We start from the raw sequence: 23,495 nt of genomic DNA on the forward strand, positions 1-23,495 counted from the left end.
TTCTCCAAAATAAACACAATTTTCCCTTCTGATCCCAAATCTGACTTTGGTCGCACAAACTTGAGCTTTTCAAATTAAATCGAACGGAAGAAAGCATAATAAAACCCCGCTTTCCGAGAAAAGCGGGGTTAGTCAGCAATCTGAGCCCCTCAATAGAGGGGCTTTTCTTATGCATTCGGAAAAGAAGCTGTCTAAAGTGAATTCTATTCTTTCTTGTTTTTATGTTCAGAATAGTTCCCCCTTGAGTCTGTTTCAATATGCCCATTAAATTTAGACTCCTTGATCCGTTCTTCAAAGTCACTTTGGTCAATGTTGAATCCAAATTTGGAGATTCTGTCAAAATCATTTTGCGATATATTTTCTAAATACGGATTGGTTATGAATTCATCTGTATCCAGCTTGTGAACTCCTAAAATAAAGTGTGGAAACAATGCACCTTTAATAGCGACTTCCTGCTGTTGTGGAAACAGCCCTCCGGGGTTGTATGTTGGCAACATAAGGTTTTTAACTGTGTTGTGAATAGATGTAATTGTCCATGGAGCAATAGCATAGAATTCGAATGGGCGAGGTACAAAATAATGGTATACTATTTTTCCACTAGAGTTTTTGTTTGGTTTTCCTTCTCTTCCGTATACCATGGAATGATTTTTCCACCCATGTGCAAAATTAATGGCAGTACGTAGTCTTTTAGATGTTGAAATCAATATTGATTCTTTTCGTATACCTTGCGAACCTGCAACATGTAGAAAATAAAGATAATAGTCTCTGACGATTAATTGATTGGGAAGTGAATTTATTTCTGAAATATTGTTTGTGAATGAAGTTTTGTTTGAAGCTTCTTTAAAGTATTTTATGAAATTAAGAGGACAGTGGTCTCTTACTTTTTGTTGCAACCGTGAATTACAAACAACATAGCTTATTTTATCATATATAAAATTAAGTGTTTTGGGAGAGCAGTCTTCAATGTTTGTTAGGTGGGCTCTTGTATTAGTGAAATAGTCATCCATAAAAAGATGTCTGCATTTGTCTCCTATCTCATATAGGTACTGGTAAACTTCTTGTGGGTTGTTTGTTATTCTATCTTTAAGGTTCTTCTCCTCTTCCCCTCTATAGCATTGTAGTATCTCATTTTCCTTCTCTTTTTGAGATAGGTATTTTATAAATTTTTTGACATTTGATTCGGTTTGGACATTTAAAGGAGTGAAGTATGTGTTTACGTATTTCATGTAGTGCTGTTCTTTGGAGTGTTAGGAAGTTAATATTTTATTTGGCATGGAAAATCTGTTTGTGGATGCATATCATTCATCATCATGGTAATATGAAGGCATGTCTTCCTGATTGAGTCGTTTATCGTATGCTTCTTGTGGATCAGTTACTCCATGTTCAATCCATGCCCTTACTTCATCTACATGGAAAAGGCAGTCTATCCATTGTTCGGCTATTTTCATGCCGTCTGTTTCATAGCTTTCTCTGTCGCACTCATACAGTACTTTTATGATGTCATCACGATCACTCATTCTTTGTCTCCTATGGTGTTTTCTTTAGCTGCTAATTTCTCTGCAGTGTTAAGTATGTCGTCAGGATTATCCCAATATGCTTCAATCAAGTTGGCGTGAGAAAATTTTGCTGCTGGAGATTCGTCGATAAGTCGAATAGCCTCTTCTGTTTTTAAGTATTCAATGTACTTTGCTGGAAAATATTTTTCAGCATCTGTCACTATATTTAATTTTATTTCACTGTTGTTAGCTTCTTGTTGTAAGCAGGCAAGTGAATAGAAAATACATAGGTAAAAACGAGTTGCAGTTGTATATAATCCTTCTCTGGCTATTTTGTTTTCATTGTCTTTGATGTTAAAAAATATGCCTCTTAGTCTTTGTTTGTAATTTACAAGCATTGAATGTAGTTCGTGTTGGCTCATTCTTCGTTTATAAGGTGCACTATCATCTTTAGAATTTAGAGTTATCTCTATTGATTTCTCAAATTCACAGCCAATGTTAAAAACAAAATCTAAGCCTTCATTTAACCTTTTCATATAAAATTTTGCTAAGAAATAGTGATCTGTTGAATCTGTTGAAAGGTCGGAAAGAAAAGCGTTCATCTCAGGGGAAATTTCAGTAATTTCATACCTGTCAGTTGGTTTAAGTGGGATATTATGTTTAATGTCGTTTTCAAAATTTTCTTTTTGTTTCACCAAAGAGTATAGGTCAAACATCTGAAAGCGGATCGAATTTGTATAAAAGTTACAGGCATTGATTTCTTTCTGCCGTTGCAGCTTCTCTTCCTTGGCTCTCTGTTCTAGTTCCTTCCGTTTCTCCCGTTTAAGCTGTAACTCATCCCGTTTATTCAAAGATCTGTTTGAGAAGTAAGAGACCGCTCCGGCTGCAAGGAAGGCACTGAATGTTGTCGTTACAAATTTACTCCAGTTTATATCTGAAAAGACGACCTTGAACCAGTTTAAGCCCTCTCCAGCACTACTGCTTATCACCTGAGTTAAATCTGTAATATTTAGCATCTTATTCTTGTAGTATCCAAACTGTTTTTATTTGCTCAAGACTCCTGCCTTGGTTGCTGCACCCCAGCCTGAAATAGGGCACATGATCATTCCTGAAGTTATTGCGTGTTTCTTATATCTAGTATTGTTCAGTCTGCCAAGATGTTATGGAACTAGTTGTTTTTAGATAGTTAGTCCCTATGTAGACCCTTTCAGAGTTATAATGAGCAATCTATTTTGAAAATTTTTTTTGAGAAAAATATGTGGATGAAATAGCTTTTTTATCGGGAATTCTCGATGGTTTATCTATACCTGACAAATACATGATTTCAGCGGCTTAGTGTGCTATTGCCTTGTCTATGTAAAAGTAATTGTGTTCGGGATGCGTTTACGCCTCTAAAGGCTAATTTTCTCCTCGTAGCAAAGTAGTCTGGTTAATAAACTAAAAAATATCGCGAGAATCGCACTGGCCTAAGAATGGGGTCCCCCCCCCCTCTAATTTTGTCGTGCGAAAAATTTAGTGGAGTGAAAAAATGTCTAGCAAGTACATCACTGCGAAAGAGCTTCTTAAGTTGAACGATTGGATACTTCAGGATCTGATCGAGTTGGTAAGGTCTGGACTGACTCCATTCCATCCTGAGAAGCTTGCAAAGATGATTCATATCTCTGCACTGCCGAAAAGGGTTCTGCTATATTCTGTTGATGAAGCGGAGAAATGGGTGGCTGACAATTGGGGATGGTATAAACAGCGTAGAAAGGAAGGGCCTGATTTTGAATTGTATCAAATACTGTATGATATTTTTTTAGATGAACGTAATAAATCCTTTGAAGATTTTATGTCTTTTGATGCCGAAGGAAATGAAATTTATATGCGTGAAGAGTTATTAGAACAGTTCGTTGGTGTTAAGTCGTCTTATGTTAAAGATGGGTATATGACGTATAAGGATGATGACGAGCTTAATGGTTTTGTATTTATTAAAAAAGAAATTAAAAAGCAACGTCCTGAAGTCTTGGTTGATACTGTTGAGATTGAATCAGACCCTGAAGAGGAAGAAGAAGGTTTCCGGGAGTACAAATTTTTTTGTTTGAGGATTGACGAATTGCAAGATGTTGAGCCCAAAAAGAAAAGAGCTCTGAAGTCTTTAGTGTATGATTTGTATAGAAAGCAGAAAACACGTGCTGAACTTGCCAAGGACCTTTCGCTTTCAGCTAGTCAGAATAAAGACACACTTGAAAGACATGCACGTAGGTATCTTGAGAAAGGAAGAGGTTTACTTAAGGAGCTACCCAACGATCTCCTAGCTTCTATTGGGCTGGATGGCTATCTTGTAAATGATGCCGATGAGTGAAATTTTTATAGTTGTCCGCCTAGAAAAAAGAGAATGTCTATTTAACGCCCTAAAAAGAATGAATATCTTTTTTGCTTGTCCGGCTTGACGTCCGCTCGCCCGGACAAGGCAGTCTATGATGAACAAAGCAACGCAGTGAGGTGTAATGCAATCCGCTGCAAACCGAACAAGGTGTTCATCATGAATCAAAAATTGGTCAATGAAAAACAGGCTGCCGAGTATTTAGGTCTCTCCCGAAGCACTCTCCAATCTCTTCGCTTTATGCACAAACCGCCTGCATATGTAAAAATTGGCAGGTCGGTGCGCTATTTGGTGGAAGATTTGGACGAGTTTCTGAAAAGTCGAAGAATTAATCCTGAGAAATAAGGGGGAGAACATGAATAAAAAAATCGAAACCCCTACTGAGATGGAAGTCGGCAAACTTGATGATCTCAGCAAGGGTAACATGTATTCATCAAAATTATTAGAATGCGATGCTGATGTCAATTGTTCCTTGCTTTCTGACTGCGAAATTTCGGGAGAATTTATAAATGATATGAGCTTACATGAAGCTGCCCTTTTTTATGCAGAGCAAGGTTATGCCGTTATTCCATGTTATGGGAAGAGGCCCGCAATAAAAGGTGGTTATAAGAAGGCTACAATTAATCCTGATGTTATAAATGAATGGTGGGGTGAAAAGCCTGATTACAACATAGGTATTGCAACCGGAGATGCTTCAGGCTTTTTCGTCCTCGATATAGATGGGGATGTTGGAGAAGAAAGCATTCGAAAACTGGAAGCAGAGAATAGTCCTTTACCTGAAACACATACAATTAAAACGGGTGGCGGTGGCCGCCATATGTGGTTCAAGAACCCACAAGGGCGAATAATAGGGAATAGAGCAGGTATTGTTGATAAGGTCGACATTCGCGGAAATGGAGGACATGCAATTGCGCCGCCTTCTTTGCACGAAAGTGGTAATGTATACGAGTTGGTTATTGATTGTGAGGTCGCTGAAGCCCCTGAGTGGCTGCTAGATTTAATTGGTTCCAAGACTGGGACTACAAATCAATCTGCTGAGTTAAGTGTGTTGGAGCAATCTGATGTTGAAACAACAAAGTATGGACAGGTTGCTCTAGATAATGAGTGCGAGGACTTAGCGCAATTTAAGAAAAAAGGTAATAGGAATAGTAAACTTTATCTGTCAGCGATTAGAATGGGGCAACATATTGCTGGTAATGAGTTGAACTATTTTGAAGTGTATGAACGCCTAGAAAATGTGGCAATAGGGATTGGGTTGGATGCAGATGAAATTGGGCCAACAATTGAGAGCGGGCTAGGATTTGGATTCAGCAATCCAAGGCGAAATGATATTGTTAAGTTTGATGAAAAGCCCAAACCTTTAGGGAATGCCGCTCAAGAACTTCCTGAGGTTCCTATAAGTATTTTTCCTGAAGTAATGCAAAGCATTGTTAAAGGCATAGCGTATTCAATTCAGGTTCCCATTGAATTGGTTTTAATTAATTTTTTGGCTTGCATAGCTCTTTCAATCCAAAATAAAATTATTATCAAGGTTAAGTCTGGTTATTATGAGCATATAAATATTTATGCAGCGGGGGTATTACCTCCTGGTGATCGAAAATCAGCTGTTACCGGTTTTTTTAAATATCCCTTTTTGCATTCAGAAATAGAGCAAAGTAAACAGCTTAAGCCGGAAATTGAAAAGGTGCGCATTACTAGAAGTGTTTTGGAAAAAAGAATTGATTTAAAGATGAATCAAGCTGCAAAGACAGATGATGCAGAAGATCGAGATAGGTATATTCAAGAAGTTGTTGATTTGAAGGAAAAATTGCCGGAAATTCCATACGTTCAGCGTTGGTTTGCTGATGATGCCACTCCTGAAGCTTTGGGTGAGTTATTGCAAAATAATAATGAAAGTATAGGAATGATTGAAGCTGAGGGAGGTTTTTTCGGAAATTTGGCAGGCAGATATTCTAAAATTCCAAACATTGACGGAGTGCTCAAGTATTGGAGCGGAGAAGGGCATGTTATTGATAGGAAGAAGCATGATCCGATAAGGTTGGCGAATCCTCTTATGACTATGTGTTTAAGTGTTCAGCCGCATGTTTTAGATGAATTGTATAGTAATCCTCATTTTGTTGGCAGGGGGCTATCAGCTCGCTTTATATGTCTAATCCCAAAAACTATAGTAGGTTATCGAAATTCAAGAGTTGAAGGGATTAATCCATCTGTGAAAAGGTTATATAGTCAATTAGTTCAGAGGTTAATGGCTATCCCCATAAAGACTGAAGAGGCAAATAGAAAGTCTTTTTATTGTATAGGATTAACTCCTGCTGCTGAGGATATGTATCACGATTATCATGAAAAAGTTGAAGAGGCTCTTAAAGAAGGAGGACGACTGGAAACCGTTCGTGATTGGGCAAGCAAGCTCACTGGACAGCTTGTCCGTCTTGCCGGGATACTTCATTGTATAGCAACTGAAAACCCACACGAGAATCCTATTCTGGGGGAGACAATGGAAGCAGCATGTCTTCTTGCAGATGTTTTGGGGGAACACGCTCTCGCAGCTCATGGTTTAGCTGAAGAAAACAAGGATTTTAAGTGCGCTCATAAAATACTGGATCGAATCAAGAAGGATAAGATCTGCGAATTTAGCGAACGTCAGATGCTTGAAAAAATAAAGGGTTCATTTAATTCCATGAAGTTGATAGGGAAGGGGATCAAAGTATTGTTAGATAGATTTTATATTAAAGAACTACCAAGGAATAGAACAGGTAGAGGTCGCCCACCAAGTGCAAAGTATATGGTTTCTCCCTATATCACCAAGGATTATGGTGATTAATTCTTCCCTATCACCATGGTTCGCATAATTAGCAGAATAGCCGCTTATGAAAATAGGCGGCTATTGTTTGTTTCCATATTCTGGCTTCGCATAATTCGCTAAATTGGCGCACGAGCTTTTATGCCCTACACTGGATCGCACAATTCGCAGAATTACAGCTTGATTAAGTCCCGGCAATGACGTCCAATAACTTAGCTCCGTTCGTGATCCTGTACGTAACCTTTGTTCTTGAACTCGCTCCGGTTGCGGTGTATTCCCAGCCCTTCGAATCCAAGCAGGAGTTTTTTTGATGAGTCGGTTTTTCGCCCAGTTGTGGGGAAGAGTGTGGGGAAGAATACAGATAAAAGAAAAGGACTCACAGCAAGTATGCTGTAAGTCCTTGAAATATCATGGCGGGGCAGGAAGGATTCGAACCCTCGGCCAACGGCTTAGAAGGCCGTTGCTCTATCCAACTGAGCTACTGCCCCGCGCGAGAGATGCTTATTTATACAAAGCGTACCTGACGGTCAAGTAAAAAAACAGGAAAATGTTTTGAAATTTAAAAATTTTGTGGAATTCAGTACTTATCTGGATGATCTCGGTCTTTTTCATATGGATCTGAGCCTCGGCAGGATGGAAGAGTTTGTGCGTAATTGGGGCGGTAAGGGGGCTTTTCCGGTTATCCATGTGGTGGGAACCAACGGTAAAGGTTCCACTTCTTCGTATTTAACTTCCATCGCTATTGAGCACGGCCTTAAAGCCGGAACGTTTACCTCGCCCCATTTTGTGACTCCCCGGGAGCGGATAACCGTCAACGGTTCCATGCTTACAGAAGAAGAATGGTGCGCTGTTGCCAATCAGGTTATGGAAATCGCGCCGGATGTCGGGTTGACCTATTTTGAACTGCTGACCTGCATGGCACTGGTTGCGTTCAAGAATAACGGTGTTGATCTGGCGGTAATGGAGGCCGGGCTGGGCGGGCGTTTTGATGCCACCAATACTGTTGATCCCGATCTGACCGTATTCACCCCCATCGGACTCGATCACGAGAAGGTTCTCGGTTCCACCATTGATTTAATCGCCGCAGACAAGGCCGATGCCATGCGTGAGAATGGAAAGGCCATCACTGCCGCACAGGTCCCGGAAGCTATGACGGTTCTTGAGTCGCGGGCCGGGGAATTGGGATGTGCTCTTTCTCATATTAATAAGCAGGAAGTTGTTGCGGACCTGAATCCGTCTCTTGCCGGGGAGCATCAAAAGCAGAATGCCGGGCTTGCGGCTGCTGCGTGGCGCATGTTTTGCGAAGAGCCGGATGTAGTTTTTAATGAAGATAAGGTTCGTAGCGGGGTGTCAAAAGCTTTTATTGCCGGACGGTTGCAGGTTGTTGAATCTGACAGAATCTATATTTTAGACGGAGCGCATAACACCCATGCCTTTGATGCTCTCGAAGCAGAGTTGTCGCGGTCCGCGATCAAGCCGGATGCGATTATCTTTTCCTGCATGAAAGACAAGAATCTTGATCCGGTCAAAGAGGCCCTTTTTCGTATGACTGACGGGTCAATCATAGCCTGTGGAATTGAGAATAACGAACGGGCTTATCCTTATGAGGAATTGGCTGCGGTCCTCGGAGAGCGGGCAAAAGCAGCCGGAACCATTGACGAAGCCCTTTCAATGCTTAATTCCGGTGATAGAACAGTTCTAATCTGCGGGTCCTTGTTTTTGCTGGCAGCTTTTTATACAAGATACCCAGAATTTTTATGAAGAATGCCTCCGGCGGCCCTCCGGGGGCCAAAGAACCCTTTTGGAAAAGGGTTCTCTGGACTCTCCTAAAACTTTTAATAGTTTAGTTCAGGAACTTACTTTTTTAATCAGGGTTTTAAGTTGTAATTTTATGAGGGTTTATTTTGTCTAATTTATTTAAGTATTTACCTTCTGTTGATTCTGTCCTTACCCGTCTTGAAGACGAAGGGGTCATCGACGGATTGCCGAGGACCCTTTCCCGTGATCTGGTTAACGGCTTTCTTGATGTCTGCCGTGAGGAAATCAAGGGCGGGATCATTACCGAGGAAAAGCAGCTTTCCCCGGAAACACTTTTCCCGCGCCTGACCTGCCATGTGCGGGCCGGGGCGAAGCCGCATTTCCGACGGGTGCTCAATGCTACCGGGGTGGTGGTGCATACCAATCTCGGACGTTCCCTGCTGGCGGACAGCGCAGTTAAGGCTGTTACTGAGGCCTGTGCATGTTATTCCAATCTTGAGTTTGACTTGGGGACCGGGGAGCGTGGCAGCCGTTACAGTCATGTGGAAAAGCTGATCTGCGAGATTACCGGGGCCGAGGCCGCACTGGTGGTTAACAACAACGCTTCGGCGGTGCTGATCACCCTTGAAACACTTGCCAAGGGGCGCGAGGCTATTGTTTCCCGCGGGCAGCTGGTGGAGATTGGCGGATCGTTCCGTATTCCGGATGTGATGACCAAGAGCGGGGCATCCCTGCGTGAAGTAGGGGCCACCAACCGCACTCATCTGCATGATTACGAGAATGCCATCAGCGAGGACACGGCCTTGCTCATGAAGGTGCATACTTCCAATTTCCGGGTCATCGGGTTCACCAAGGAAGTTTCCGGTGGCGAACTGGCCGAACTGGGTCGCAAGCATGATCTCCCGGTCTATGAGGATCTCGGCAGCGGAAACCTGACTAATTTTTCCGGGCTGGGACTTATGCGCGAGCCTACAGTTCAGGAAGTCGTAGCTGAAGATGTGGACGTGGTTTCATTTTCCGGTGACAAAGTGCTGGGTGGACCGCAGGCGGGGATTATTGTCGGTAAAAAGAAATTTATCGATATGATTAAGAAGAATCCGCTCAACCGCGCGGTACGCATCGACAAAATGACTCTCGCAGCCCTTGAAGCGACCCTGCGTCTCTACCTTGACCCCGAAACCGCCAAGCGCGAAGTTCCCACTGTGCGCATGATCACCGAGCAACCTGAAAATCTCAAAAAGCAGGCCCAGTCCCTTGCCCGCACATTGCGTCGTGAGCTTGGCGAGTCCGCAAAGATCGGCGTACGCGAGGGAGTCTCCCGCGTAGGCGGCGGGGCGTTCCCGGAGCAGGATTTAAAGACTTTTCTGGTAACCGTTATTCCGGGTGGAAAAGTTACGGTTGAAGAATTAAAAGAATGTCTTCTTTCAACCGAACCGCCGCTGGTAGGTAGGATTGAAGAAGATGCATTCTGCCTAGATCCACGGACCCTGACCCGCGAAGAATACAAACTCTGCGCAGAAGCTATCTCACAGGTATTAAAGTAAAAATTAACAATAACATCGGCGAAGCCTAATAAAAGTTTTTGGGATTCTTAAACCCTTTTTTTAAAAAGGGTTTAAGTCCCCCGGAAGGGCCGCCGGAGGCATCTATAATTATGAATAAATCTCTTGAACATGAACCGAAAAGCTGCTGGGAAATTTTCAAAGACGAAGAGCACCAGCAGAAAATGGATGACCTTGCAGCCCGGTACATCGACTTCCTGACCCGCTGCAAAACCGAGCGCGAGACCATCAAATACGTTGAAGACAGACTGCGCGAAGAGGGTTTCGAAGATTATCTCGGCGCGGACCAGTGCTTCCGTTCTTTCCGTGATAAGACAATTTTTATTGCCCGTAAGGGTAAAAATCCGCTCTCGCAGGGCTTCAGACTGGTGGGCGCACATGCCGATACCCCGCGTATCGATCTTAAGCAGCGTCCGCTGTACGAAGACCTCGGTATGTCCATGGCCAAGACCCATTACTATGGCGGTATCCGCAAATACCAGTGGCTGGCACGGCCTCTTTCTTTGCACGGCGTGGTGGTCAAGGCTGACGGCACCAAGGTTGATGTTGTCATCGGCGAGGATGCGGATGATCCGGTCCTTTCCATCCTCGACCTGCTGCCGCACCTTGCCCACAAGCAGGTGGCCAAGAGTGTCACTGATGCTTTTGAAGCTGAAAAACTGAATGTCCTCATGGGGCACTCTTTGTCTTTCTCTAAGGACGAAGAGGACGAGGGTGATGCTGACGGCAAACCTTCCGTAAAACGCAAGGTACTGGAGCTGCTCAACGAGAAATATGATATCGTTGAAGAAGACCTTTTCAGCGCGGAAATGCATATTGTTCCTGCAGGTCCGGCCCGTTACGTAGGTTTGGATAAGTCCATTGTGGGCGGATACGGACAGGATGACCGTTCCTGCGTGTTTCTCGCACTGGAAGCATTTCTCAACGCTCCTGAACCTGAGCATGCCCAGATAGTACTTTTCTACGATAAGGAAGAGATCGGTTCCGAAGGTTCTACCGGAGCCAAGTCGCTCTTTTTCGAATACTGCCTCGAAGACCTCATCGAAGCATGGGAACCCAACGCCAAGATGTCCCGGGTGATGATGGCCGGGAAGGCCCTGTCCACTGACGTTCACGCGGCAATCGATCCCGATTATCAGGACGCGCACGAGAAGCTTAATTCCGCTTATCTCGGTTACGGTCCCAGTTTCAGCAAATTTACCGGACATCGCGGTAAGGTTGGTGCCAATGATGCCCACCCTGAATTCGTGGCCTGGCTGCGCAATATCCTAAATGAAGCCGGAGTGCCGTGGCAGATGGCTGAACTCGGCAAGGTCGATCTCGGCGGGGGCGGCACTGTTGCCAAGTTTCTCGCCCTCTACGGCATGGATGTAATTGATTTCGGTCCTCCGGTGCTTTCCATGCACAGCCCGTTCGAACTGACCAGTAAAGCTGATCTTTATGCTACTGAACTGGCTTTCAGGACATTTTTGAAAAATTAAATATAGCTTTCGAATACAAAGCCGGCGAAGCCTTAATAAAAGGTTTTGGGATTCTTAAACCCTTTTGCAAAAGGATTTAAGGCTCCCGGCAGGGTCGCCGAAGGCAAAAGGATAATTATGCCCGTAGTTATGGGAACAGCCGGTCATATTGACCATGGTAAGACCAGCCTGATTAAAGCATTGACCGGAACGGACTGCGACCGTCTGGCCGAGGAAAAGAAACGCGGCATCACCATTGAGCTGGGTTTTGCCAGCCTTGATCTTGGCGGTGATGAACAGCTGAGCATCATTGATGTTCCGGGCCATGAGAAGTTTGTGAAAAACATGGTTGCCGGGGCAGCGGGTATTGATTTCGTGCTGCTGGTTATCGCCGCTGATGAAGGGGTGATGCCCCAGACCCGCGAACATCTGGAAATCTGCACTTTGCTGGGCATTGAGAAAGGTTTCGTGGTTCTGACCAAGGCCGATACGGTCGATGAAGAGTGGCTGGAGATGGTGCAGGAAGATGTGCGTGAATTCCTTGCGCCGAGCTTTCTGGCTGAAGCACCTGTCCATGCTGTTTCCTCGCATACCGGACAGGGCCTGGATGAATTGCGTAGCGAGATTGGGAAGTTCATGAAAGGTTTCGCCCCGAAACGCAGGACTGACCTCGCTCGTTTGCCTGTGGACCGCGTGTTCACCATGAAAGGGCACGGCACGGTGGTGACCGGGACTCTCATTTCCGGGCAGCTTTCCGTGGGCGATGATGTGTTGCTGTATCCTAAATTGACTGAGACCAAGGTGCGCAGCCTGCAATCACATGGCTCGTCTGTAGAGACCGCTCCGGCAGGGCGCAGGACCGCCATCAACCTGCACGGCGTTGAGGTTGAAGATATCGAGCGCGGTGAAGTGCTGGGCCGTCCGGGAACACTCTTTCCGTCTACTGTCTGGGATGTGGAGCTGACCTGTCTGCCGTCTTCCCCCAAAAGCTTGAAGCACCGCAAGGAAATCCATTTCCATCATGGCTCCAAGGAAGTAATGGCCAAGGTCTATTTTCTTGATCGTGAAAAGCTGGAAAAGGGCGAACGGGCGGTTTGCCAGATTCGTTTTGAAAAGCCCATGACCGGGGTTTACGGGGATCGTGTTGTCTTGCGTTCGTTTTCCCCGCTGCGGACAATCGCCGGGGGCAGCATCATCAACCCGCTGGGCCGCAAGGTGAAACGTTTTTCCGATGATGTGAAGCGGCTGGAATCACTTATTGGAGCCGAGCCGGAAGAACTGGTCCTTACCCAGCTTGATCTGGCCGGTCGGGCCGGGCTTACTTTTCAGGAGCTTTCCATCCTGAGCAATGTGGCCTCCAAGCCTTTGGAAAAAATGCTCCAGACCATGGGCGGGCAGCAGAAGATTTTTCTGTATGACAAGGAAACCCGCAGCTATGTTTCCGGCACTCACTATGAGAATCTGGTGCAGGGACTGCTGGATCACCTTGCTGAATTTCACAAGAATGAGCCCATGAAGCCGGGCGTCTCGCGTGGTGAGATCGGCTCCACCTACGGCAAGGGATTGCCGGAAAAGCTTTTCCATACAATTGTGGAACGTCTGCTTAAGAAAAATGATATCATGGCTGCACAGGAGATTCTGCATCTGCCCGGACACAAGGTTTCTCTTGCTTCGGATCAGCAGAAGCTGCGTGACATCCTGATGAGTACATACGAGAAAGGCGGGCTGACTCCGCCGAATCTGAAGGATGTGCTTGATCCGCTTGATCTGGTTTTCAAAGAAGCCGCGCCTGTTTACAAGCTCTTGCAGGATGAAGGGTTGCTGGTCAGGATCAAGGATGACATGTATTTTGCTAAATCCGCAGTGGACGGCTTGCAGAAGATTCTTGAGGGGTATTTCGCTGAAAACCAAGAACTCGGCCCGCAGGATTTTAAAACACTGGTCGGCCTGTCGCGTAAATTTTCCATTCCATTGCTTGAGTATATGGATAAGGAAAAGATCACCATTCGAGTCGGTGATAAGCGCAGGTTGCGTAAGCAGAGTTAAGATAAATTATAAAGCCCGGATTCGTGAGAGTCCGGGCTTTTATTTTAACATGCGCATGCGTTCATGCAGAAAACGGATTATTTCAACTCGATTGTTTTTGATCCGGTAAACGCAGATAAAGGGCAGTTTCGGGATGATCAGTTCGCGGGTGCCTTCAACTGTACCGTCACGTCCAAGTTGAGGAAATGAGTCTAATGATTCGGTTGCCTTTTTTATCTGTGCTGCAATTCGGGATACAATTTCAGGATTTTCCCGTTTTATGTATTCCAGTTGTCCTTGCAGGTCTCTTTGCGCAGGTTTAGTCCACAACGGCACTATGCACCGAACCTGCTGAAGATCTCATTAACTTCCTCTTCAGAAGCGAATTCACCTTTGTCGGCAGCCTCCAGTCCTTCCTGAACCTGCTCTTTAAACCATTGCTGGTATTCAATAAAATCCTTGATTGCTTTATTGAGTACCCAGTTACGGCTTCTGCCCATGTCCTTGGCTATTTTATCAAGGGAAGACAGGGTGTCCGGGTCGGTGCGAAAGCTGGTGCTTGATTGCGGCATTATTCACCTCAAGTATGTTTGATATCGTTTGTAGTCACCATGAATATTAGTGATTAGATTTGAGTATGGCAAGAAATTTTAAAAGCCCGGATCGTATGAGTCCGGTTTTTTTTTGCGTCTTTTGCTGGCTGGGGCTGCTGTGGGGTGATATAGTCAGGTAGGTCTGTGAAATAAACTTCAACCTGACAGGAGCTTGGGTATGACAAGGAGATTATATCCGTTATTGGCCGGAATATTGTTTGTGTTTATGATGAGTTTTGTTTTTGTCCCCTCTGCCGGAGCCGGGGATGCGGAAGCTATATTGAAATTAAAAAATGAAATTATTCAAAAGCAGAATAAGGGCAGGCTCGGAGTGCAGGAATTTGCTCTGTGCACTAAGGTTTTGAATTATGCTTCATTTTATCCCAAGCAGGATAATAAAATTAAGCGCGGCACAAAGCTCCTTTTATATTACGAACCAATCAACTGGTTTACGTCCACACAGCAGGGCAGGTATGAATTCTATCTTACGCAGGATGTCATTCTTGAATCGGCAGCAGGGGAAGTTCTTTTCAAGCGTGATGGGCTTTTGAGCATGCATTACAATACCGGTAAGCCCATCCTTGATATTTATATGACCAATGATTTCAGTCTCGGAAATCTTCCGGCCGGGAAGTATCGTTATATTATTGTATTGCATGATATGATCAGCGGGCAGCAGTTTAAGCGGGGGATTCAGTTTGAATTAGTGGAGTAGGTAAAATTCAGTCAGGACTGGAAAATACAAAAGCCCGGATTCATGTGAATCCGGGCTTTAAAAATATGGGGTGAGTGAGGGGACTTGAACCCCCGGCCACTTGGGCCACAACCAAGTGCTCTACCAACTGAGCTACACCCACCTTAAAAAAGGGGTCAGGGACTATCTGATCCCTAGATATGTCAAATGGGGTGAGTGAGGGGACTTGAACCCCCGGCCACTTGGGCCACAACCAAGTGCTCTACCAACTGAGCTACACCCACCGCGTGTGAGAGGTGTGTTTAACTAAGCTGGGTGCGATGGTCAAGAAGTTTTTGAAAAAAAGGCTATTTTTTTTGAGTTCTGCAAATCACGCAAGTAAAAGAGATGATTAACTTGTTTATAAAACCGTGTTTTGATCTTAATAAGAAAATAGGTTAAGCGCGGTCTTCACTAATGAGTTATTTTGTGCCACAAACATTTTGTTCTTTTGTTACTGAAAGCAATCAGGGGTCGAGGGTAGGTATTGCCTTATTCACCCGGCTGCCGGGACGTTAATTTCAAGCTGTTGGCGTCGGTGGCTTATTACCTGATAAATATAAGGATTTTGAGATGGATAAATTAGTTATTGAAGGTGGAGTTTCCCTTAACGGCCCGATCAGGGTCAGTGGTTCCAAAAACGCAGCCCTGCCTATCCTGCTGGCCTGTATTCTTCCGGAAGGTCCGGTTTGTCTCGATAATGTTCCGCGTCTTCGGGATATTCATACCACGCTCAAGCTGCTTAATATCCTCGGTTGTGAGACTTCTTTTGAAGGTAACAGGGTGTGCAGCGAAGTGAAGGACCTTAAGGTGGAAGCACCTTACGATCTGGTTAAGACCATGCGTGCTTCGGTGCTCTGCTTGGGTCCCCTGCTGGCTCTGAAGGGGGAGGCCAAGGTTGCGCTTCCCGGTGGCTGTGCTATCGGTGCACGTCCGGTGGATCTGCACCTGACCGCTTTTGAGCAGATGGGTGCTACTTTTGATCTTGATTCAGGTTATATTCATGGAAAGTGCGACAAGCTCAAAGGCGCGCACATCCATTTTGATTTCCCCACTGTGGGCGGCACCGAGAACGTGCTCATGGCCGCAGCTTTGGCCGAAGGTGAGACCATTATTGAAAACGCGGCCCGTGAGCCTGAAGTTGTTGATCTTGCCAATTTCCTTATTGCCTGCGGAGCGAAAATTTCCGGTCACGGCACCAGCATTATTACCGTGCAGGGCGTTACTTCCCTTAAAGGCGGCGACTACAAAGTCATGCCCGACCGCATTGAGGCCGGGACTTACATGGTTGCTGCCGCAATGACTGACGGTGAATTGCTGATTCAGGACTGTCCCTTTCAGGAGCTGGAATCCGTTGTTTACAAGATGCGCAAGATGGGCATCTCCCTTGAGGAAGAAGAGGGCGGAGTGCGCGTGCGCCGGGCCAACGGTCTTATCTCCGGGGTGGATATCACCACGCAGCCGTACCCCGGCTTTCCTACAGATATGCAGGCTCAGCTCATGACCCTGATGTGTCTCTCCAACGGTGCCGGTACCATTGAGGAAAAGATTTTCGAAAACCGTTTCATGCACGTGCAGGAACTGGTGCGTATGGGCGCGAATATCAAGCTAAAGGGCCGTACCGCCATGATTCGCGGCGTTGAGAAGCTTACCGGTGCTCCGGTTATGGCTTCGGACCTGCGGGCCAGTGCTTCCCTCGTTGTAGCCGGACTGGCTGCTTCCGGGCGGACTGATGTTCAGCGTATTTATCATCTTGATCGCGGCTACGAGAAGCTGGAAGATAAGCTTTCCGCTGTGGGCGCAAGGGTCTGGCGCGAGAAAGAGTAACCGGCCTTTCTGGTTATGAATCAAGTCGAGAATTCGATTTCAGGAAACAGGTCCGGGATTCCGGGCCTGTTTTTTTGGGAGATTCTCACTCCTGCCTTTGTTTTCGGCATCCTGTCCATCAAATGGATGCTTCCTTCCCTGACCGCTTTGCTGGTCTATTTTTTTATTCTTTTTATTTTTCGCGCTGAGAAGGGCGCAGCTTTGCTGATGTTGGTGCTTTTCGGCTTCGGGCATTGGTATGGCAATTTTGTGCTGCCTCCCGGACCGGATGTCATGCCTGATTGGATGGCTGCCCGTGAAAAAGTCCGACTCAGCGGAACAATCCACAGTATCAAAGGTGCACCGGGCAAGCGGCTGAAAATCCTTCTTGATGATGTCAGCTGCCAAAGCAAGGCCGGGCAGACGCAGCTTGAAGGTCTTCTGAACTGGACATGGGACCAGCCGGACCGGACTCCATATGTAGGGCAGCAGGTCTCGTTAAAGGTGCGGGTAAATCCGGTTCACGGGTTCCGCAACAGCGGACTCTGGGATTATGATTTTTATTGCCGCACAAAAGATATCCGCTACCGAACCTACACCCGTGGACCGATCAAGGATGGCGGACTGCAGCCGTACGAACCGCAGGGCTTGCAGAAACTGCGGGCTTCCCTGCGTGAACATATTCTCAAAAATGCACCCCCGACACAGGGCGGAGCCATATTTCCGGCCCTGCTCACCGGGGACCGTTTCTATCTTTCACGTGACAGCGTGGAGCTGATTCGCCGGGCAGGAGTTTCGCATATTCTGGCTTTGTCCGGTCTGCATGTGGGATTTATTGTTGCCTTGGGTTTCGGTGTGGCCTGGTTTGTAGGTGCTGTTTATCCTCGGATTTATCTGCTTATTCCGCGTATGCGATTGGGCGTCCTTTTCTCCATACTTCCGGTGCTGCTTTATCTCTGGCTGGGCCAGTTCAGCCCTTCGCTTCTGCGGGCTGTGACCATGTTCGGCTTCTGGGGGCTGCTCATGTTTTGGGGCCGGGGCAGGGTGTTGCTGGACGGTTTGTTTCTGGCTGTGCTGTTGATTCTTGCGCTTTCACCGCTCAGTGTTTTTGATCTTGGTTTTCAGCTTTCCGTGTTGGCTGTGGGCGGTATAGCCTTGTTTTATCCGTTGTTTTCACGACTTATGCCTGCTGCTGATGGATTATGGAGCAGGGTAATGCGGTTTGTGCTGGCTCTGATCTACATTAGTATTTGCGCAAACATTGCCTTGCTGCCCGTGCTGGTCTGGAATTTCGGGGTGCTCACGCCGAACCTGCTTTTCAACGTTCTTTTCGTGCCTGTGCTCGGTTCATTTATCCTGCCTGTCTGCGGGGTCGGCGGATTGATCTGTTCATACATCAGCCCGGAAATTTCAGCGCATTTCTTTTCCGTCGGGGCCGCAGTCTTTGAATGGCTGCTTTTGCTGGTGCATAAAGCTGCAGATGCAGGCATGCTGCCCGAATATGCGTTTTACCGCCCGCACTGGGAAGGGTTGCTGATCTACTATCTGGTTCTGGGGGCGGGCCTGTTGGCTTTTTATGGTAGAGGGAAGCGGGCGCAGGTTTTGCTGCTGCCAATGGTTCTGCTGCTTGGCGTGCGAATTTACGGGACCATGGGGCCTTCACTGGTGCGTATGGATATTCTGGATACCGGGCAGTCGCAATGCGTGGTTATTACCGGACCGCAGGGTTCACGGACTGTGGTGGACGGCGGCGGTGGTTTCGGCAGGAATTTTGATATGGGTCGCTCAATTGTAGGGCCGTGGCTTGCTCACGGACATCTGCCGCAGGTGGATAATATTTTCATGACCCACGGTGACCGCGATCATGCCGGAGGTCTGGCCTTTCTGCTGGAGAAATTTACTGTCGGCCGTTTTTATTCCAACGGTGATATTCCTTCCGGCAGGGTAGGTGAACGATTCAAGGCAGCTTTCGAACAAAACGGTATTCATCCTGAAGTTCTGATTAAAGGGGATATAGTTGAGCTTGAGCCGGGGCTGGTCATGGAGGTTCTGCATCCTTATGCGGGATTTGAAGGCAGCCGAAATGATCGTTCTCTCTATCTTCGGTTGCTCTGGAATGATCTGCCGCTGCTTTCCATTTCCGGTGATCTGGACCGCAAGGGGGTACGGGCTGTGCTGAAGAGCGGGGGGGAGCTTGCATCAAAAGTGCTGGTACTGCCGCACCATGGCAGTGCCGGATCATATTCGCCTCAATTGTACCAACGGGTAAATCCTGAGCTTGCGTTGGCAGCCTGCGGATTTTTGAATCGTTTCAATTTTGTTGCAGAAAAGGTTGAGCGGGAACTGGCAAAAAGACACATATGTATGTATACGACTTCAGCGAATGGAATGTTGACTGTTGAATGGGACAGTGACGGGCGCGTGGTTACTGTTCCTTGAATTTAATTATTTTTTTATTAATAATTGTATGTGGAAACTTGATTTTCATGTGCAAAAGTGCCAAGGTCTTTCCATTGACCGAAGATTTTGTGTGAAGCCTAATATGATGGAGGTTCCCTGCATGCGAGTGCTGATTGTTGATGATGATTTTTATTGCCGCAATATGTTGCATGAGATCATGAAACCATATGCACAGTGCGATATTGCCGTTAACGGTGAAGAAGCTGTATTTGCCTTTAAAAAAGGTCTTGAGTCCGGCAATGCGTACGACCTTATCTGTCTGGATCTGATGATGCCGGAAATGGACGGCCAGCAGGCTTTGCGTGAAATGAGGTCTATTGAAAAAGATTTCAAGGTTGAAGAGGACGGTGCAGTAAAAGTTATTGTCACCACCATGCTTGATGACCGCAAGGAAACCCATGATGCTTTTTTCCTTGGCGGTGCCACTTCTTATCTGGTCAAGCCTATTGAAGAAGATAAGCTGGTCAAGGAACTCAAGAATCTCGGTTTTTCCGTATAAGATACAAATTCCGACTTTAAAGGGATTTTTAAATCCTGTTGATTATATTTTCCCGTTAATGTGGGCTGAATCCGCGGCTTTTGCTGCGGATTTTTTTTGCTAAATATTAAAAAATGTATTATTCAAGGCTGTTAGAAATAAATAACGGAATTGAAGTTCCGCTGGAAGTGGTCTATTGTACCTCCTTCATATCAAGTTTTATCCGCTGATAGATGCGGTTTTATATAAGGTTTTTTTAAAATGTCACAGATTTTAGGCGTTAAATTTAACGATTTCGGACAGATATATTATTTTTCGTCCGGGCCGTTCGTCGTTCGCGAGGGCCACTCGGTCATAGTGAAGACCGAACAGGGTATGGGGCTGGGCAAGGTTTTTGTTGTGCAGCAGGACCTGCCCGAAGATGTAACCGAGGATTCCATCAAGACCATTTACCGTCTTGCCGGGGATGAAGATCTTGAGGCCGAGGTTGAGAACAGGGAGCTTTCCCGTACAGCCCACAGGTTCTGCAAAGATTGTATCGACCGTCAGAAGCTGGAAATGAAGCTTGTGGATGTGGAAGTCTTTTTTGACCGCAGCAAGATGATCTTTTACTTCACCGCTCCGGGCAGGATTGATTTCCGCGAGCTGGTCAAGGATCTGGTTAAGGAATACCGGACCCGTATTGAACTGCGTCAGATCGGTGTGCGTCACGAAACCCAGATGCTGGGAGCAATTGGTAACTGCGGGCAGATCTGCTGTTGCCGCCGTTTTATGCGTAAGTTCATGCCGGTGACTATCAGGATGGCCAAGGAACAGAATTTGTTCCTTAATCCGACCAAGATTTCGGGTATTTGCGGAAGATTGCTCTGCTGTCTTTCTTTTGAGCAGGAAAACTATGAAGATTTCCATCGCAAGAGTCCCAAGACCGGGAAAAAATATAATACCGTGCACGGAACTGTGCGGGTTACCCGGACCAACTTTTTCCGCAACACTCTGACCGTATTGCCGGAACAGGGTGATGAAATTGAAATTCCGCTTGATGATTGGCCGGATATGATCAAAGGTCCCGGCCAGGATCGCGGCGGCGATTCAGATTCCCGTGACGGTGATTCCCGTCGTGGACGTTCCGGTGGCAGGGATCGCAGCTGGGGAGATAATGACGGTAGTGATGCAAGGCCGCAAAGGTCCCGGTCCGAGCGTGGTCGCTCTGATCGCTCAAGGCCGGAAAGAGGGCGTTCTGACCGTTCCAGATCAGATCGTCCCAAGTCTGATAGACCCAGACCGGAAAGGCCGAAATCTGAACGTCGGCCAGATCGCCGCAATGAAGCCCCGGAAAGCGCAGAAGGTGCCAGAAGCGGAGAAGAAAGGCGCGGTGAAGAAAGACGCGAAGGCGCAAGGCTGGAAAAACGCCGGGATGATTCCCGGCAGGACCGCCGCAGACGTCCACCCAAAAAGGATCGTCCGCAGAATAAGCCGGAACAGGACAAGGGGGCCGCTCCCGCCAAGCCCGGAGAAAAGGATGAGTCCGGTTCTGCCAAGACAGGAAAGCCTTCAAACCGCCGTCGTCCTTCAAGGCGCAGGCGCAAGCGTAAACCTTCCGGAGCACGGAAGAATAAATAATGTTTTATAGTTCGGTCCGGTAAAAAAATGTCGGGCCGAACAAATGTTTGCTTATCTGCGGGTTCTTCGCTATATGGCGTTCTGCCCGTGAACGGCAAAGAGCGATGCGGCCGGTTGAAAATGTCAGTATTATCACCCGGCTGTTAAGTTTTTTGCGCTCTTCACTTCGGATTTTGTATGCGGCAAAAGGTCGCTTTTATATAAATTTTATTAAATCCGATTGTTATCACCTTAACAGGAGTGACTGATTTTGGATTCGTTTTTTATTACAACTCCCATCTATTATGTTAATGCAAAGCCGCACCTCGGCCATGCCTACACAACAATTCTTGCTGATTCCATGAACAGGTTTCACAAGCTGCTGGGAGATGAAACTTTCTTTCTCACCGGAACCGACGAACACGGTGATAAGATCGTACAGGCTGCAGAAAAAGGCGGCCAGACACCACGTGAATACGTCGACGAGATAAGCGCGCTGTTCAGCGGCATTTGGCCCGGACTGCAGATTGAAAATGACGATTTCATCAGGACTACACAGGAAAGGCACATCAAGTGCGTTCAGGAAGTTCTGCAGAAAGTCTACGATAAAGGTGATATCTATTTCGGTGAATACGGCGGCCACTACTGCTTCGGCTGCGAAAGATTTTATACCGAGAAGGAACTGGTTGACGGTAAATGTCCGCAGCATGAAACAGTTCCCGAATATATTGCGGAGAAGAACTACTTCTTCAAAATGTCCAAATATCAGGACTGGCTCATCGGACACATCAATGCCAACCCTGATTTTATCCGTCCTGAAAGATACCGCAACGAAGTTCTCAGCCTGCTCAAGTCCGGCGAACTGGAAGATCTGTGCATCTCCCGTCCCAAGAGCCGTCTTGAATGGGGAATCGAACTTCCTTTTGATGATAAATTTGTGACTTATGTGTGGTTTGATGCTCTTATCAACTACATTACCGCTCTTGAATATCCCGAAGGGCAGAAGTTTGAAAAATTCTGGCCCAAAGCCAACCATCTGGTGGCCAAGGATATCCTCAAGCCGCATGCCATCTTCTGGCCCACAATGCTCAAGGCTGCCGAGATTGAGCCTTACCAGCACCTGAACGTGCATGGTTACTGGCTTATCAAGGACACCAAGATGTCCAAGTCTCTGGGTAACGTTGTTTCCCCGCTGGAAATGGCTGAGAAATACGGCGTAAACGCATTCCGCTATTTCCTGCTGCGCGAGATGGTTTTTGGTAATGATTCCAGCTTTTCCGAGGAAGCCCTTGTGGGCCGTCTCAATGCGGACCTTGCCAACGACCTCGGCAACCTTTTCAGCCGGACCCTGTCCATGACCCACAAATATTTTGAGGGCAAGGTACCGGATCAGGGCGAAGAAATTGATGAAGATTGCGAAATCAAGAGCCTTGGCCGTAAAGCCATGGCTGAATTTCAGAACAATTTCATGGACGCTAAATTCTCCCGCGGTCTGGAAGGACTCTGGGAACTTGTGCGCGGCCTGAACAAATATATCGATACCACCCAGCCGTGGACTCTTTATAAAGAAGAGAAGATGTCCCGTCTCGGAACCGTGATGTATGTCCTGCTTGAGAACATGCGCAAAATCGCGGTTCATCTCTGGCCGGTTATGCCGGAAGCCAGTGAAATGATGCTGGAACAGCTGGGCATTAAATTCGCTCCTGAGAAAGTTAACCTGCAGGGTGAAATCGATGTCTGGGGTTTGCTTGATCCGGGTACCGAAGTTGCCAAGAAATCCAACCTTTTCCCGCGTGTGGAACTGCCCAAGGAAGAACCTGCTCCCAAGAAAAAGGAAGCAAAGAAATCCAAGAAGCAGCCCAAGCAGGCCAAGGAAGAGATCCCCGGAGTTATCGAGTTTCCTGATTTCCAGAAAGTGGACATGCGCGTGGGAACCGTGCTTTCCGTAACCAAACATCCCGATGCGGATAAGCTGCTGCTGGTCAAGATTGATACCGGCGATGATGAGCCGCGTCAGGTGGTGGCCGGGCTGGCTGAGTTCTTCAAGCCGGAAGAACTGGAAGGCCGTCAGGTTGTGGTTGTTGTAAATCTCAAGCCCCGCAAGCTGCGCGGTGAAGTGTCTCAGGGCATGATTCTCGCTGTGCGCAACGGTGATGAGATGCAGCTGCTGAGCGTAAGCGCGCCTGTTGCCAATGGGTGTAAGGTTTCGTAGCTACAATTTATATCAAAAAATTAAATCCCCCGCTTGCTTATGCAGGCGGGGGATTTTGCATTTGGCTATATTTAAAAAACGCTGGCGAAGCCAAACTAAAAGGTTTTGGGATTCTTAAACCCTTTTGCAAAAGGGTTTAAGCCGCCGG

General features: G+C 46.7%; 18 protein-coding genes and 3 tRNA genes. 13 read left to right on the forward strand and 8 right to left on the reverse strand.

The annotated features are described in order from the left end of the window. Positions 1-203 precede the first annotated feature (203 nt). From FMR86_RS13085 to FMR86_RS13095, 3 genes are all read right to left on the reverse strand, one after another. A complete protein-coding gene (locus FMR86_RS13085) occupies positions 204-1,226 on the reverse strand; it encodes a hypothetical protein (RefSeq protein ID WP_163351856.1) in 1,023 nt (340 codons plus the stop codon). Between the two features lie 72 nt (positions 1,227-1,298). Next, positions 1,299-1,517, reverse strand: coding sequence for a hypothetical protein (locus FMR86_RS13090; protein ID WP_163351857.1), 219 nt, complete (start codon positions 1,515-1,517; stop codon positions 1,299-1,301). After that, positions 1,514-2,512, reverse strand: a complete 999-nt coding sequence (locus tag FMR86_RS13095) for a hypothetical protein (protein WP_163351858.1) — start codon at positions 2,510-2,512, stop codon at positions 1,514-1,516. Before FMR86_RS13095 ends, FMR86_RS13090 begins: the two co-directional genes overlap by 4 nt. A gap of 512 nt (positions 2,513-3,024) precedes the next feature. Between FMR86_RS13095 and FMR86_RS13100 the strand changes: the two genes are divergently transcribed. From FMR86_RS13100 to FMR86_RS13110, 3 genes are all read left to right on the forward strand, one after another. Beyond that, the gene (locus tag FMR86_RS13100; RefSeq protein WP_163351859.1) at positions 3,025-3,840 is read left to right on the forward strand and encodes a hypothetical protein; all 816 of its coding nucleotides are present in this window, start codon (positions 3,025-3,027) and stop codon (positions 3,838-3,840) included. A 180-nt stretch (positions 3,841-4,020) separates the two neighbouring features. After that, positions 4,021-4,206: an AlpA family transcriptional regulator gene (locus FMR86_RS13105; RefSeq protein ID WP_163351860.1), complete on the forward strand. Its 186-nt coding sequence runs from the start codon at positions 4,021-4,023 to the stop codon at positions 4,204-4,206. A gap of 10 nt (positions 4,207-4,216) precedes the next feature. Continuing rightward, entirely contained in the window at positions 4,217-6,682 is a 2,466-nt protein-coding gene (locus FMR86_RS13110) for a DUF3987 domain-containing protein (RefSeq protein WP_163351861.1), read from the forward strand. Between the two features lie 390 nt (positions 6,683-7,072). Here FMR86_RS13110 and FMR86_RS13115 read toward each other — a convergent pair. Further along, positions 7,073-7,149: transfer RNA gene (locus tag FMR86_RS13115), tRNA-Arg, on the reverse strand. A 64-nt stretch (positions 7,150-7,213) separates the two neighbouring features. Here FMR86_RS13115 and FMR86_RS13120 point away from each other — a divergent pair. From FMR86_RS13120 to selB, 4 genes are all read left to right on the forward strand, one after another. Beyond that, on the forward strand, positions 7,214-8,422 hold the full coding sequence (locus FMR86_RS13120; protein WP_239057240.1) for a folylpolyglutamate synthase/dihydrofolate synthase family protein: 1,209 nt from the start codon (positions 7,214-7,216) through the stop codon (positions 8,420-8,422). 143 nt (positions 8,423-8,565) lie between these two features. Beyond that, entirely contained in the window at positions 8,566-9,963 is a 1,398-nt protein-coding gene (gene selA, locus FMR86_RS13125) for an L-seryl-tRNA(Sec) selenium transferase (protein ID WP_163351862.1), read from the forward strand. 110 nt (positions 9,964-10,073) lie between these two features. Then, positions 10,074-11,462, forward strand: a complete 1,389-nt coding sequence (locus FMR86_RS13130) for an aminopeptidase (protein WP_163351863.1) — start codon at positions 10,074-10,076, stop codon at positions 11,460-11,462. A gap of 117 nt (positions 11,463-11,579) precedes the next feature. Continuing rightward, positions 11,580-13,487, forward strand: a complete 1,908-nt coding sequence (selB, locus tag FMR86_RS13135; protein WP_163351864.1) for a selenocysteine-specific translation elongation factor — start codon at positions 11,580-11,582, stop codon at positions 13,485-13,487. A gap of 39 nt (positions 13,488-13,526) precedes the next feature. Here selB and FMR86_RS20850 read toward each other — a convergent pair whose 3' ends face one another. Both FMR86_RS20850 and FMR86_RS13145 read right to left on the reverse strand, forming a co-directional pair. Next, on the reverse strand, positions 13,527-13,802 hold the full coding sequence (locus FMR86_RS20850; protein ID WP_163351865.1) for a type II toxin-antitoxin system RelE/ParE family toxin: 276 nt from the start codon (positions 13,800-13,802) through the stop codon (positions 13,527-13,529). Further along, positions 13,802-14,038 carry a CopG family ribbon-helix-helix protein gene (locus FMR86_RS13145; RefSeq protein WP_163351866.1) on the reverse strand — a complete coding sequence of 79 codons (237 nt, stop codon included), beginning with the start codon at positions 14,036-14,038 and terminating at the stop codon, positions 13,802-13,804. The genes FMR86_RS20850 and FMR86_RS13145 overlap by 1 nt, the downstream gene beginning before the upstream one ends. 199 nt (positions 14,039-14,237) lie before the next feature. Between FMR86_RS13145 and FMR86_RS13150 the strand changes: the two genes are divergently transcribed. Continuing rightward, complete coding sequence (locus tag FMR86_RS13150) at positions 14,238-14,774, forward strand: hypothetical protein (protein ID WP_163351867.1); 537 nt, start codon at positions 14,238-14,240, stop codon at positions 14,772-14,774. 66 nt (positions 14,775-14,840) lie between these two features. On the opposite strand, the gene FMR86_RS13155 is transcribed toward FMR86_RS13150, so the two are convergent. Both FMR86_RS13155 and FMR86_RS13160 read right to left on the reverse strand, forming a co-directional pair. Beyond that, positions 14,841-14,916 (reverse strand) — tRNA-His (locus FMR86_RS13155). A gap of 45 nt (positions 14,917-14,961) precedes the next feature. Next, positions 14,962-15,037, reverse strand: a tRNA-His gene (locus FMR86_RS13160). Positions 15,038-15,365: 328 nt separating this feature from the next. Between FMR86_RS13160 and murA the strand changes: the two genes are divergently transcribed. The 5 genes from murA to metG all read left to right on the forward strand — a co-directional run bounded on the left by murA (position 15,366) and on the right by metG (position 23,347). Then, positions 15,366-16,619: a UDP-N-acetylglucosamine 1-carboxyvinyltransferase gene (murA, locus tag FMR86_RS13165; RefSeq protein WP_163351868.1), complete on the forward strand. Its 1,254-nt coding sequence runs from the start codon at positions 15,366-15,368 to the stop codon at positions 16,617-16,619. 15 nt (positions 16,620-16,634) lie between these two features. Next, positions 16,635-19,037: a DNA internalization-related competence protein ComEC/Rec2 gene (locus FMR86_RS13170; RefSeq protein WP_163351869.1), complete on the forward strand. Its 2,403-nt coding sequence runs from the start codon at positions 16,635-16,637 to the stop codon at positions 19,035-19,037. A 121-nt stretch (positions 19,038-19,158) separates the two neighbouring features. Beyond that, positions 19,159-19,557 carry a response regulator gene (locus FMR86_RS13175; protein WP_163351870.1) on the forward strand — a complete coding sequence of 133 codons (399 nt, stop codon included), beginning with the start codon at positions 19,159-19,161 and terminating at the stop codon, positions 19,555-19,557. Positions 19,558-19,797: 240 nt separating this feature from the next. Continuing rightward, positions 19,798-21,156, forward strand: a complete 1,359-nt coding sequence (locus FMR86_RS13180; RefSeq protein ID WP_163351871.1) for a regulatory iron-sulfur-containing complex subunit RicT — start codon at positions 19,798-19,800, stop codon at positions 21,154-21,156. Positions 21,157-21,406: 250 nt separating this feature from the next. Further along, positions 21,407-23,347, forward strand: coding sequence for a methionine--tRNA ligase (metG, locus tag FMR86_RS13185; RefSeq protein WP_163351872.1), 1,941 nt, complete (start codon positions 21,407-21,409; stop codon positions 23,345-23,347). Positions 23,348-23,495 lie beyond the last annotated feature (148 nt).

Source organism: Desulfovibrio sp. JC010 (genome assembly GCF_010470675.1).
In the GTDB taxonomy this organism is placed as follows: Bacteria; Desulfobacterota; Desulfovibrionia; order Desulfovibrionales; family Desulfovibrionaceae; genus Maridesulfovibrio.